Below are 13,520 nucleotides of genomic sequence, written 5' to 3' on the forward strand. Positions count from 1 at the left end.
GCTTTTTCGTCTTATTTTAAAAATTTCTTTCTTCTAAAATTTAACGTCTAGGGATAGCTTCTTTAACAACCATCTGACGACCTTCGTACTCAGCTTGGTTCAACTCCTCGATAGCTTTTTGAGCCTCTGCAGCGTTAGGCATCTCAGCGAAAGCGAAGCCCTTAGAACGTTTTGTGTCACGGTCAACAATGATTTTAACTGAGTCTACAACACCATACTCTTCCAGAATCTGTTGTAAGTCTGATTCTCTTACCCGATAATTCAGGTTTCCAATGTAAATATTCATACGAAAATGATATAAAAAAATAAAAATTAATAATAAAACAAGGATGGTTGGTGAAGTCAATCTCTAAAAGAAAGTATTATCATCGCTGATGAATAAATGCTAAAAGATAAAAGAGCTATACAAACTATCTTTTGTTCATGGCACAAAGGAAAGCATTCTATTTGAATTAGCAACTATAAAACGATAATTATTTTCAAAAAAACATTCAAGCTCTTTATAACGTCTTTGTTGTTCTAGTCAAATAGTCCTAATTTATAGAAATTTTGACCAATTATATCAACGATATAGCCTAAAACTATCTCAGAAATCTCGTAACTTTGCGAAATTATTATTTGAACTAATAAAAGTTATGGATTACGCGATCATTGCCGCCGGCGAAGGCTCCCGCTTGGCGCAAGAAGGTGTTAAGTGGCCAAAGCCTCTGGTTAGACTCAACGGTGTCGCTTTGATAGACCGGTTGATAGACGTTTTTTTGAAAAATAACGCTACCTCTATCAGTATCATCGTAAACGAGGAGATGACCGAGGTACAGGATTACCTGAAGGCCCTGCGACTACCTATACCCTTTTACCTGTTGGTAAAATCCACCCCCAGCTCTATGCACAGCTTCTACGAGCTGAGTCATTATCTGGACGGTGATAAGATTTGTTTAACTACTGTAGACACGATCTTCAAGGAAGAAGAGTTCAGCGGCTATATCCAACAGTTCATCCAAGAGGATAAACTGGACGGATTGATGGCCGTCACTGATTTTATTGATGACGAGAAACCCTTATATGTAGAAACAGACAACGAACTTTACATCCGGAATTTCCTAGATCAGGCAGACGGTGATTGCCGTTACATATCGGGAGGTATCTATTGCTTGAGGCGTCCGGCTCTGGGTGTATTGAACAACGCCATCTCGCAGGGAATGTCGAGAATGCGCAATTATCAACGGCAGCTCATCGCCGAGGGGTTGAGGCTAAAGGCCTATCCTTTCAGCAAGATCATCGACGTGGATCACGCCGATGACATTTTGAAAGCCGAATCATTTTTAAAGTCATAAAGAATACTGTCTAACAATGAGTAAATTAACTTTAGCAGGTATCCGCAGAGGAAATCAATTCTCCCCCAATCATATCGGCAACGATGCGGCGATCTTCGCCTTGACAGCCCAGCATTTACGAAAATTGGGATGCGATGTAAACGAATATATCGAATCGGATCTGCTGCTACAAGACCCGAAGGAAAAGGGTATCTTTAATATGGTAAGAGACTGGAAGTCCATCCATAAGCTGCAAGAACTAGAGGATAAAAATTATTTCGTGGTGAACTCGGGTTACGGGATCGAGAATTGTACCCGTGAGAAAATGACCCGCCTCCTATTATCCAATCATATCTCCCATCCGGAAAGCTTAATCTTACGGACAGATGAGGATCCGACAGAAGCCCTTGAGAAAGCCGGTTTCTTTAATTGCTGGATCAAACGGGGAGATTTCCACGCTATCCACCGGGAAGACGTCACCTACGTGAGAAACCCGGAAGAGGCGAGAAGCATACTGAAGGAATACGCTATCCGTGGTATCCCGTCGGCGGTAATCAATGAGCATCTGGTAGGCGATTTGGTGAAATTTTACGGGGTAGCTGGAACCGATTTCTTTTATTGGTTCTATCCATCGAACATGCATCATAGTAAATTTGGCTTAGAAGTTATCAATGGTACAGCGAAGGGGATCCCCTTCGACGAAGCGCAGCTTCGTCTGCTCTGCCACAAGGCAGCCGAGGTATTGAACGTGCATATATACGGGGGAGATTGTATCGTCTCCGAGGATGGTGTCATGCGAATTATCGATTTCAACGATTGGCCCAGTTTCGCCCCTTGCCGGGAAGAAGCGGCGCCAAACATCGCACGTCGCATCTGGGATCTTATGCGAGAACACATCTAAAATCGTTTTAACAAAATCAATCATGAGTAAGACTAAGTCTACTCCCAGTCTGGAGTCAACCTTAAAATCTCTGGACACCGAGGAGTTTATCGATATTCATTTCTATCGTCCCATTGGTTACCAATGGGCTTTGTTCTTTAATAAATTGGGAGTATCGCCCAATAGCATCACGATCGCCAGCATCTTTATCGGCATAGCGGCAGGTATCTGTTTCTATTTCCAGAGCCTCGCTATCAACGTGATCGGCATGTTACTGTTAATCTGGGCAAACTCATATGATAGCGCAGACGGACAATTGGCCCGTATGACCGGACAGAAAAGTGCCTTGGGACGTATCTTGGACGGTGCCGCCGGCGATTTCTGGTTTATCGCTATCTACGCGGCAATCTGCTTACGCCTCACGCCGGAATGGGGAATATGGATCTGGCTATTGGCGGCTACGACGGGATTCTTCCATAGCAAGCAAGCGGCCATGGCGGATTATTATCGCAATATTCACTTGTTGTTCTTGAAAGGTAAATCGGGTAGCGAGCTCTCCCACTCTCCCCTATTGAAGGAGAATTATAAGAAGATGAGTTGGAAACATGACTTTATCTATAAATTGTTCGAGACCTTCTACATTAATTATACGGTAGGTCAAGAAGCATGGACACCTAAATTCCAACACATGATGAACATCATCCGTGAGAAATACAACGGACAAGCGCCGGAATGGTTCCGTAAGGCTTTTCGAACAAAGAGCCTGCCATTAATGAAATATACAAATATGCTATCATTCAATACCCGGGTGATCGCTTTGTTTGTCAGCCTTTTCATCGACATGCCTTGGCTGTATTTCGTATTCGAGCTGACCGTATTAAACTCGATGTTGCTCTATATGATCAAAAAGCATGAGCATATTTGTGAAGATTTCAGCAAACAGTTATAACGTTTTTTTACCCCATTCGATTATGTTCAATTTAGACAAAGTAAAAGGAATCCTCTTTGATTACGGCGGAACGATAGACAGTAACGGCATGCACTGGGCAGAGGTGATCTGGATGGCGTATGAGGCCTTGAAGGTTCCCGTATCCAAAGCGGTTTTCCGTGATGCCTATGTACATGGAGAAAGAACGCTTGGAAAGAATCCGATCGTGAAGCCTCATCATACGTTTTTGGATATGTTGCGCTTGAAAAGCGATTTACAAATCCAATGGCTGAAAGAGAACGGGCATTTATCCGCCGAGGCGATTACCCCGGAGTTACCGGAACAATTAGCGGATTGGTGTTACGAATACGCCCGGAAGGCAATCGATAGCGCCCGCCCCATTCTGGAGCAATTAGCGGAACGTTACCCATTGGTATTGGTATCGAACTTCTATGGGAACATAGAATCCGTGTTGAAAGATTTCGGTTTGGATCATTTATTCGGCGCTATCGTGGAATCGGCGGTCGTAGGTATCCGTAAGCCGGACCCGGCGATCTTCCGATTAGGAGTGGATAAACTGGGATTTCCCGCCGACGAGATTGTTGTCGTAGGTGATTCCTATGATAAGGATATCGTCCCCGCCACCCGGATCGGATGCCAGACAATCTGGCTAAAAAGTATTGGTTGGAGCGCTTATAAAGGAAATGAGACTGCCGATATCGTATTATCCGACTTCACGGAAATAAAGCAAGTATTCGCTTTATAGAATATACATTTTAGACCAGTATAAGCTCAGAAATGACCTTTTTTGGTACTGATAGCATCCTAACTTTGCATATAAAAAAGTTAGGATGCTATGTTTTTAAAGAAATACATATGGCTTTCTGCCGCTACGCTCCTCACGGCTTGCGACTTAATCGACTATCATCCGTATGACGGCCGTCTGGATTCCGATACTTCCCAGGAGATCAACCCGACCAATATCGAGCGTATCGAGAAAGTCTGCGAAGGGAAAGACACGATCCGTTTTATTTTTATGGGCGATACCCAGCGGAGTTATAACGAGACGGAAGATTTCGTCAAGTACGTTAATCAATTAGATAGCATCGATTTCATTATCCATGGAGGAGATTATACGGAGTTCGGCTTAAAGAAGGAATTCGAGTGGAACGATGATATCTTGTCCAAACTAAAAGTGCCTTACGTAGGGTTGATCGGTAATCACGACGTGATCGGTAATGGCGACCAAGTATTTCGTAAAATCTTTGGGAATGAGAACTTCTCGTTTGTCGTGAGCGACGTGAAATTCGTATGCCTCAATACGAACGCTATCGAGTATGATTATTCCCATCCGGTACCCGATTTTAATTTCCTAAAGAATGAGATAGCGGATAGTACCCGTAATAAACGCACGATCGTAGTCATGCACGCCCCTCCCGGGAACGAACAGTTCGACAATAACGTGAAAGACGTGTTCCAACTTTATATCAAGACATTACCATCTTTAATGTTCTGCTTGCATGCGCATAACCATTGTGTATCGGCAGCCGATTTGTTTGAGGATGGTATTATCTACTACGGTTGCGCCAATATCGCCAAACGAAGTTATCTTCTTTTTACCTTAACCCCTGACGATTATATGTATGAAGTGGTCAATTTTTAAGCTTCTCCTCTTAACTTGTGTCTTTCCCCTTACACTCCATGCGCAAGAGGATAAATACACGAAACGAGTGCAACGGTACGAGAACGCATGGCAACGGGTCATCCCTCGCTATACGAAAGTACAATTCGCAGGTTCCATGGCGATGCTCTCCGTGGGTACCGGTTGGAATTATTACCGGAATCATTGGGAAACGGATATGTTGCTGGGTATCGTCCCCCGCAACGCGAATGATCACGCGAACGTGACTTTCACCTTGAAACAAAACTATTTTCCTTGGAATATCGATCTGGGAGAAAAAGTATCTTTCGAGCCTCTTTGTTGCGGTATCTACGTAAATTTCCTATTTGACCGGGATTTCTGGGCCAAGCAACCGAATAAGTATCCCCCGGGATATTATTGGTTCTCCACCCGCATCCGTAACCATATCTTTATCGGGGAGCGGATCACGCTCAAACTGAATCCAAATAGTAGCTGGCATAAATCCATCAGCTTCTTCTATGAGTTGAGCACCTGCGATTTGTATATAATAAACGCTATCGGCAACAGCTACTTGAAGCCAAAAGATTATTTAAGCCTTTCATTCGGGGTGAAACTACAGATCCTATAAAAGCAAGAAACGGAAGACATTCACTGCCCTCCGTTTCCCTAAACTACATAAAACACTTAAAAGAACAAACGTTGTCTATCAGAACGCTAGACCTAAGCGGATACCCCAGTTATTCAAACCATCGATATGATAGCTGAGGACATCCCCCTTGTTGGTAGCGTAGTTATAATAAGCGGCCATATGTACGCCGATCTGTTTCTGAGGTGTGAAGTACACGGTCATACCGATCTCGGGAGCTACATAGAATCCCCAGTTACGATCGTAAACCTTCAACACGTTCATGTAGGTAGACATCTCACTATAGCTAGCACCTAACTGAGCGCCAACATACGGTTGGAATTGTCCTTCCGGAGCGAAGTTATAACGGAAAGCCGCGCCAAAAGGTAACTGGAAGATAGAATGCTGTTGATCGGAAGTGATTACGGATGTTGAGTTTACCGGAATCGTCTGGCGGTCCACATACTCATTATTTGTATGATAAGAGATGAACGCACCTATAGCGAAATTAGGAATCACATAGTAACCACCCTCAGCGTGAGCACCCCAACCGCTAGTCTTCTTTGAGAAGTCTTGACCGAACGGAGAGTTGATCTGCCAGTCTACATTAAAATACGCGTTTTTCAAAACCTGGGCGCCAGCCAGAGCAGGCATCGCCATACAAACGATGAGTAAAGCGATTAATTTATTTATCTTTTTCATAGAACCTCAAACTTTTAATCATTCGAATTATTATTTCTTTACGTACGGAGATTGTACAAATGCTTGCTCGATAGCACGAACAGCTAGCTGAGTGTCGAATTTATCAGAACCAGACAACAAGCCACTCATGTAAGCGGTCCAAAGAACCGGAAGTTTAGCGTCTGCCTTAGAAGCGGCAGGAGCATCCAAATCCACTAACTCAGTCAACAAGGAACCTACACTATAGCTATACACTACAGGATACGGGTAATACCAATTACCCCAACCCGGTCCCCAGTAACCCGGACTCCAATATCCCGGATAGTTCCACCACCAGTACGGGTAGTTGTAGCCATCGTTGTAGTCAGCGAAATATTGAGTACTTTGTACGTAAGAAACTTGCAGACCTAAGTCGGCGTTATCTTTGTCTAGCGTGCGTTTGAAACCGCGGCTTTCCATATTATTCACCAACGTAGTGATAATATCGTCTGCTTCATTGGCTGTCCAGAACTGAGGTTTCTCGCTTGTGCCGATAACCAATACACTATCCGGAATGTAGAACGTAGTGAACGATTCGAATTTCGCGTCCTTATCATGATTCGTGAACACCAGAAAATCATTGTCCAATTTCGACATGTCCGGGTCCTTTTGGCAAGAAGCCAGCAGAAGAACTAACAGAAAAAAAGGAAAAATCTTTTTCATCTCATTTTAACGTTTAAAACAGTTTATACTATTATTTGTGCTTATATATAAGTCACTATTAAAACAGCATGAGTTGAAAAAGGTTCTAAAACTATCCTTTTGGGTGTGTTAATTAACATATCCTAACCATACGACGGGCTTATGGTCACTGTAGTCTAAATTAGGAGAATCATAAGTTACACCCTTAAAATCAGGAGAATAAATTATGTAATCAATTCGAAATATACGCTTTAATTGACGAAAGGTGTACCCGAAACCGGAGCCACAGTCACGAAACCCATCCGTTAAATCACCTTTCACGGTACGGTACGTATAAGAGGCCGGTGTATCATTAAAATCACCGCAAAGAATCACGGGCCCCTCCCCGGCATCCAACATCTGACGGATATAATCCGCCTGAGTAGCCCGTTTCACGAAATTCTTCTTCATCTGAAAAGCCATATGGAAGGCGGCCTCGGTTTCCTCCAATTGTTTACCCTCGGCATGGGCTTGGTAAAGACGAGGCTTTACGGCATTCACGCTAGTCGTTTGGAAATGGTTATTAAATACACGAACACTATCCCCTTGGATATCCATGACGGCAAACAAGGATTTATTGCTAGACTCCGGGTATAGGATAGACTCAAAACGAAGGATCGGATATTTACTGAAAATAGCGTTGCCCGCCGCTTTCGTAGCCGAACGGGTAGAGCAATAATACGGTAGGAACGATAAGGTCTTGGCGACAGAATCCATCCGCAGGGCCGATTCAACAGGGCATTCTTGGAGGCAAACGATATCCGGGTCCTCCTTTCTCAGCCAATCCGCTATATTAGGAAGCTGTTTCTTTCCGTCCGTATTGAAATTATTCACGTTATAGGTAATCACCTTAACCGCTTCTTTCCCTATCGGAATCTCTTTAGGGAAGACCCGTATCTGGAACATCGATATCAAAAACTCCCAGTTCAACAATAACGCCGCCAAAGGTACCCAGCACCAATGGCTCCTAAAGACACACCACATCAAGAAAAGACATAGATTGACCGCCAATACCGGTAATAACACCAATCCGGGAAACGAGATCCACTCCTTCCCTTCCGGATTCATACGTCCGGTAGCGAATCCGGCTATGGCTGCCACGGCAAAAGCGATCGTAATCAACACAAATAAAATATATATCAACTTCTTCATCCTTCCTATCCTGCGATTTAAACAAAAAAGGGACTATCCGGAAAAGACAGTCCCCCAATTCATACACTATAACCTGTCCGCTTCCGGCAGGGATAGCTTTAAAAAACTTATCGAAGCGTTCCTTGTTGAGCCTCTTGGATCATCTTCTGATTAGCCAAGATCACGATCTCAACACGACGGTTCAACGAACGACCCTCGGGAGTGTCATTGCTAGCCACAGGATCATGTATACCTTTGCCTTCATAAACCATACGATCCGTACTTACCCCCTGCATCATCAGGTAATCGTAAACGCTCTTCGCACGTTTCTCGGACAAGGTCTGGTTATAATCCACCTTGCCGGTGTTATCCGTAAAGCCGATGATTCGGATATCCGTATCCGGATTGGCCTTCAAACTGGTAGCGAAGTTACGCAAGGCACTCTTGGAAGCGTCGCTCAACGTACTCGAGTTCGTGGCAAACAAGATACCGGAGTCAAAAGTAACCTTCAAGGCCTCACCATTGTTCACGCTTTCGATCTTCGTGTCCTCAGGCAGGGTAGCTTCCAGCTCCTTCTTCTGCTTATCCATTTTCTTACCGATTAACGCACCGGCTGTACCACCTACGGCCGCACCGATCACGGCACCCAATGCGGTATTTCCGGCCAAGGCACCAACGCCAGCTCCGACAGCGGCACCACCGCCTACACCGATCGCCGTACCCTTCGCCGTGTTATTCCACGTTCCGCAACTCGTAAACACCACTGCCATACATAGCAGTAAAACAGATAATAATTTAATGTTCCTCATCATCTTCTACAATTTCACTTAAACAACTTTATATATATAACAAATATCAATCAAACATGTTGATCGAATCGCAATATTCAAGTTCTCCTTGTACTATAAAAGTGATTTCCTCCGGTTCGAATTTGCCTACGCCGTCTTTCTGGGCGTTCTTAATTACATAATTTACAACCTCTTCCTCATCGATCTCGATCTCATCGTCACCATCATCATCTAGCATGCCATTAGATTCATAGAAGTCGTAGATCAAGTCTACGATATAGTTGATATCGTCATTACTGAACTTTCCTTTCAGTTCTTGGGGAAGATAATTCTGGATAAATTTTACGGAATCATCCTCGTCGTAAAGTAGCTCGTCATTGTTCGTGCTCATAATTAATCTTGTTTAATTGGTTTGAATAGCGGCAAATGTACGGAAATATTTTGATTTTATATCCCAAAAACAATTAAGCTTATTTACGGACATGACTTAACAAAAGCAAATGCCCTTACTTGAACATAGTTCTAAAAGAGCTTAGGTTTTATAGGAAGCAAAGGTAATAAAAATACTTGATTATCATATAGACCTATTATTTTTTATAGCTTCCGGGCAATTTACTGTTCCGCATGATATTTTCTTTGAAAGAATATATTTCCAACCGAGTACCCCAAAGAGACTTCCAATATCTTTATGGATCACAAAAAACACTAAAGCCAGTCTTATTTGTGTTAAAATCAAAATACACTCCATCATTTATTTACATATAGTCATTTGATACTCAAGTTCTTTTAGAACTCATTAAATGTATTAAATTATGATTACAATGGAACCTAAAATACAAAGTACCACAAGTACCCGAGCTCTCAGGAGCAAAATCGGGCCTATCAAGGCTTACTTATTCAAGACCTCATATGTAATCAGTCCAATCACGCCAAGCGATCTTAAACATTCCATGAAAGGTGCCTACAAATCATTCCTGTCTAAAACCGATCAAGCATACGGCCATTCCACGTCAACAATCAACCCCAAACTTTACCCTATTTCTACCTTTAAGCAAATGAGCCTCGTAGTAGTCCCGAGTTTCATGATAGAGTCCCCATTCGAGGTAGTGGCGATAGCTCTTATCGCCTTTCTACTTATCCTCCTTTCGATGAGGGAACATCGGCATAAGAAAGACATTCTTGACACCGAACGAAATATGGCCGAAGAAGTGATCCGCTTACGTGAGAAGGCGGAAGAATCAAACCGGTTGACAAGTGCTTTCCTCGCCAATATGAGCCATGAGATACGGACCCCATTGAATGCGATCGTAGGTTTCTCGACCCTTATCAGCGAAAGTGAGGATAAAGAGGAGATCAAAGAATTCGCTAAAATCATTCACGCAAACAATGAGCTACTCCTTAATTTAATCAATGACATACTCGATATGTCAAAAATAGAAGCCGGTATATTGGATTTCCTTTATACGGAAGTAGAGATTAACGAGCTTATACAAACCCTATGGCGGAGTTACCGATTCAAGATCAAGGAAGGAGTAGAATTCCGCACGGAACTGCCTGCGGAAAGCTACATTATCCATACTGAGAGAAACCGTTTATCCCAAGTACTGGCTAATTTCATCAATAATGCTTGCAAATACACTTTCGAGGGAATGATAACGATCGGATATGAAATAAGGAAAGACGATATTTATTTCTTTGTTACCGATACGGGAAAAGGGATAGCGGAAGAAAATATCTCCCGTGTTTTCGAGCGATTCGCTAAATTAGATTCCTTCACCCAAGGTACGGGGCTCGGGCTGTCTATCTGTGAATTAATCATTAAACATTTAGGTGGAGAGATCGGCGTGGAGTCAAGCGTTGGAAAAGGATCTACATTTTGGTGCACGGTTCCCACCCGGAAATAATCGCACCAAGCCGTATCTACCTATTAGTGAAAAATAAAAAGGCGGAATGATTCACATAGGATCATTCCACCTTCATTATTTTATAGAAACACCACGCTTAACGTCAAGCGTTCAAGTCTACTTTAGTTCTTAAATTCCAGACCATCGTCTTTCCTATCGATCACGATCGGGCGGTTACGGTCTACCGTTCCACCCAGCAAAGCCTTTGACAACTCGTTCAAGACATACTTCTGAATGACACGTTTTACCGGACGGGCACCGAATTGAGGATCGAAGCCCTTGTCGGCGATAAAGTCCAAGGCCTCGTTCGTGAAGTCCAAGGCGACACCGTTCGTAGCCAACATCTTCTTCACGCTGTTCAACTGCAAGGATACGATCTTGCGAATCTCCTCCTCGTTCAGCGGAGTAAACATGATGATATCGTCGATACGGTTCAAGAACTCCGGACGGATCGTCTTCTTCAACAGTTCCAGTACTTGGATCTTCGTCTCGTCTACCACCTTGTCATGCGTGGCGGGTGTCATCTTCTCGAAGTTCTCACGAATCAAGGAAGAACCTAGGTTACTTGTCATGATAATGATCGTGTTCTTGAAGTTGACAACACGGCCTTTGTTATCCGTCAGCCGTCCATCATCCAAGACTTGCAACAAGATGTTGAATACATCCGGATGCGCCTTTTCGATCTCATCGAACAAGACAACTGAGTAAGGTTTCCGGCGAATCGCCTCCGTCAACTGTCCACCCTCATCGTAACCCACATATCCCGGAGGCGCACCGATCAAACGAGTCGCGCTGAATTTCTCTTGATACTCACTCATATCGATACGGGTCATCATATTCTCGTCATCGAACAGATACTCGGCCAACGCCTTGGCCAACTCCGTCTTACCCACACCGGTAGTACCGAGGAAGATGAAAGAACCGATCGGTCGTTTCGGATCCTGTAAGCCGGCACGACTACGACGAACCGCATCGGCGATAGCGTTGATCGCCTCTTCCTGACCGATCACACGGGTATGAAGCTCGGACTCCAGACGTAATAACTTATCTTTCTCGCTCTGCATCATCTTGCTGACTGGAATTCCAGTCCAACGGGATACCACATCGGCGATATCGTCGCTATCCACTTCCTCCTTGATCATAGCCGCGGCACCTTGCATCGTCTTCAACTTAGCCTGTACCTCCCTGATCTCCTCTTCCTTTTGCTTGATCTTACCGTAACGGATCTCAGCGACCTTACCGTAATCCCCCTCACGCTCCGCCTTATCAGCCTCAAACTTTAGGTTCTCGATATCGATCTTATTTTGCTGGATCTTATTGATCTGCTCCTTCTCGCTCTGCCACTGAGCCTTTTGCTTAGTCTCCTCCTCCTTCAAGTCGGCGATCTCCTTATTCAGTAGCTCTAATTTCGACTTGTCGTTCTCACGCTTGATCGCCTCACGCTCGATCTCCAACTGTTTGATACGCCGGGAAACCTCATCCAACGACTCCGGTACGGAATCGATCTGCAAACGCAGACGGGCGGCGGCTTCATCCATCAAATCGATCGCCTTATCCGGCAAGAAACGATCCGTGATATAACGGGTAGACAACTGCACGGAAGAGATAATCGCATCATCCTTGATACGTACCTTATGGTGATTCTCGTATTTCTCCTTCAGACCACGAAGGATGGAGATCGTATCCAACTCACTCGGCTCATCTACGATAACGGTCTGGAACCGACGCTCAAGCGCCTTATCCTTCTCAAAATACTTCTGATACTCATCCAACGTCGTGGCACCGATCGAACGTAGCTCACCACGAGCCAAGGCCGGTTTCAAGATGTTAGCGGCATCCATGGCGCCTTCGCCTTTACCGGCTCCTACCAAGGTATGAATCTCATCGATAAAGAGGATGATCTCACCCTCGGATTTCGTAACCTCGTTCACCACCGCTTTCAAACGTTCCTCGAACTCGCCTTTATATTTAGCTCCGGCGATCAACGCGCCCATATCCAACGAGAAGATCTGTTTAGACTTCAAGTTCTCGGGAACGTCACCCCGAACGATACGATGGGCCAACCCCTCAGCGATAGCAGTCTTACCTACACCCGGCTCACCGATCAAGATCGGATTGTTCTTCGTACGGCGGCTCAAGATCTGCAAGACACGGCGGATCTCCTCGTCACGTCCGATCACGGGGTCCAGTTTACCGCTACGGGCACGCTCGTTCAAATTGATGGCGTATTTTCCTAAGGCATCGTACGTCTCCTCGGCGGATTGGCTTGTCACCTTATTTCCTTTACGCAATTCCTCGATCGCTTGGCGTAACTCTTTCTCTGTCACGCCGGCGTCTTTCAATATCTGTGAAGCGGTGCTCTTTTCCGTGAACAACGCCAAGATGATCGGCTCCAACGATACATATTGATCCCCCATCTTAGAGGAATAATCGATCGCCTTCTGTAAGACAGCGTTCGACTCGCTAGAGAGATAGGGTTCGCCTCCCGAAACCTTAGGATAAGATTCGATTTGGCGATCCAGTACCATATTCAGGTTTTGAGCGTTTACCCCTAATTTCTGAAAGATAAAATTAGTAACACTCTCACCCGTCATAATGACAGCTTTCAACAAGTGAACCGGTTCGATAACCTGTTGATTATTTTTGGTAACCAACTGTACGGCTTGTTGAACAGCCTCCTGCGCCTTGATTGTAAAATTGTTTAAATTCATATATTTAAGCTCCTTTCTTATATTCTTTTCTAATTTATTTTACACTTATATCCTTACAAAAGAAATACCAAAACGAAAATATGACATTTTGTCTTAATATTATAAAACAGAATAGAAAACTCCCCGTCAAACCGTCCATTTCGGATGTCATTAGGACGTATCTTTTCAGAAAGAACAAAAGAGAGAGAAAAAGGTTT

The 13,520-nt window shown here is 44.1% G+C and carries 14 protein-coding genes; 7 read left to right on the plus strand and 7 right to left on the minus strand.

Annotated elements, in window-relative coordinates:
* Positions 1-40: 40 nt before the first annotated feature.
* Positions 41-286, minus strand: a complete 246-nt coding sequence (locus tag DWY79_RS12970) for an RNA-binding protein (RefSeq protein ID WP_005856718.1) — start codon at positions 284-286, stop codon at positions 41-43.
* Between the two features lie 349 nt (positions 287-635).
* Between DWY79_RS12970 and DWY79_RS12975 the strand changes: the two genes are divergently transcribed.
* From DWY79_RS12975 to DWY79_RS13000, 6 genes are all read left to right on the plus strand, one after another.
* Entirely contained in the window at positions 636-1,334 is a 699-nt protein-coding gene (locus DWY79_RS12975) for an NDP-sugar synthase (RefSeq protein ID WP_005856716.1), read from the plus strand.
* A 16-nt stretch (positions 1,335-1,350) separates the two neighbouring features.
* Positions 1,351-2,214, plus strand: coding sequence for a hypothetical protein (locus tag DWY79_RS12980; RefSeq protein WP_121961896.1), 864 nt, complete (start codon positions 1,351-1,353; stop codon positions 2,212-2,214).
* Between the two features lie 22 nt (positions 2,215-2,236).
* On the plus strand, positions 2,237-3,142 hold the full coding sequence (locus DWY79_RS12985) for a CDP-alcohol phosphatidyltransferase family protein (protein WP_008772089.1): 906 nt from the start codon (positions 2,237-2,239) through the stop codon (positions 3,140-3,142).
* A gap of 22 nt (positions 3,143-3,164) precedes the next feature.
* Positions 3,165-3,887 (plus strand): HAD family hydrolase, encoded by a 723-nt coding sequence (locus tag DWY79_RS12990; protein ID WP_008778335.1) that lies wholly within the window; start codon positions 3,165-3,167, stop codon positions 3,885-3,887.
* A gap of 90 nt (positions 3,888-3,977) precedes the next feature.
* Entirely contained in the window at positions 3,978-4,784 is an 807-nt protein-coding gene (locus DWY79_RS12995; protein WP_087342825.1) for a metallophosphoesterase, read from the plus strand.
* A complete protein-coding gene (locus DWY79_RS13000; RefSeq protein ID WP_005862117.1) occupies positions 4,765-5,391 on the plus strand; it encodes a hypothetical protein in 627 nt (208 codons plus the stop codon). The genes DWY79_RS12995 and DWY79_RS13000 overlap by 20 nt, the downstream gene beginning before the upstream one ends.
* A 78-nt stretch (positions 5,392-5,469) precedes the next feature.
* Here DWY79_RS13000 and DWY79_RS13005 read toward each other — a convergent pair whose 3' ends face one another.
* The 5 genes from DWY79_RS13005 to DWY79_RS13025 form a co-directional block, all read right to left on the minus strand.
* On the minus strand, positions 5,470-6,090 hold the full coding sequence (locus DWY79_RS13005) for an outer membrane beta-barrel protein (protein WP_005862115.1): 621 nt from the start codon (positions 6,088-6,090) through the stop codon (positions 5,470-5,472).
* 30 nt (positions 6,091-6,120) lie between these two features.
* Positions 6,121-6,771, minus strand: a complete 651-nt coding sequence (locus tag DWY79_RS13010) for a DUF4136 domain-containing protein (protein ID WP_005862113.1) — start codon at positions 6,769-6,771, stop codon at positions 6,121-6,123.
* Positions 6,772-6,879: 108 nt separating this feature from the next.
* Positions 6,880-7,941, minus strand: a complete 1,062-nt coding sequence (locus DWY79_RS13015) for an endonuclease/exonuclease/phosphatase family protein (RefSeq protein ID WP_005856700.1) — start codon at positions 7,939-7,941, stop codon at positions 6,880-6,882.
* A 107-nt stretch (positions 7,942-8,048) separates the two neighbouring features.
* Positions 8,049-8,729 carry an OmpA family protein gene (locus DWY79_RS13020; RefSeq protein ID WP_005856698.1) on the minus strand — a complete coding sequence of 227 codons (681 nt, stop codon included), beginning with the start codon at positions 8,727-8,729 and terminating at the stop codon, positions 8,049-8,051.
* A gap of 46 nt (positions 8,730-8,775) precedes the next feature.
* Positions 8,776-9,099: a hypothetical protein gene (locus DWY79_RS13025; protein ID WP_005856696.1), complete on the minus strand. Its 324-nt coding sequence runs from the start codon at positions 9,097-9,099 to the stop codon at positions 8,776-8,778.
* Between the two features lie 430 nt (positions 9,100-9,529).
* Here DWY79_RS13025 and DWY79_RS13030 point away from each other — a divergent pair, with 430 nt between their 5' ends.
* On the plus strand, positions 9,530-10,612 hold the full coding sequence (locus DWY79_RS13030; RefSeq protein WP_230327927.1) for a HAMP domain-containing sensor histidine kinase: 1,083 nt from the start codon (positions 9,530-9,532) through the stop codon (positions 10,610-10,612).
* Between the two features lie 122 nt (positions 10,613-10,734).
* On the opposite strand, the gene clpB is transcribed toward DWY79_RS13030, so the two are convergent.
* Positions 10,735-13,323: an ATP-dependent chaperone ClpB gene (clpB, locus tag DWY79_RS13035; RefSeq protein ID WP_121961895.1), complete on the minus strand. Its 2,589-nt coding sequence runs from the start codon at positions 13,321-13,323 to the stop codon at positions 10,735-10,737.
* Between the last annotated feature and the right edge of the window lie 197 nt (positions 13,324-13,520).

The sequence above is a fragment of the Parabacteroides sp. AF27-14 genome, from assembly GCF_003635425.1.
Lineage (GTDB): Bacteria > Bacteroidota > Bacteroidia > Bacteroidales > Tannerellaceae > Parabacteroides > Parabacteroides distasonis.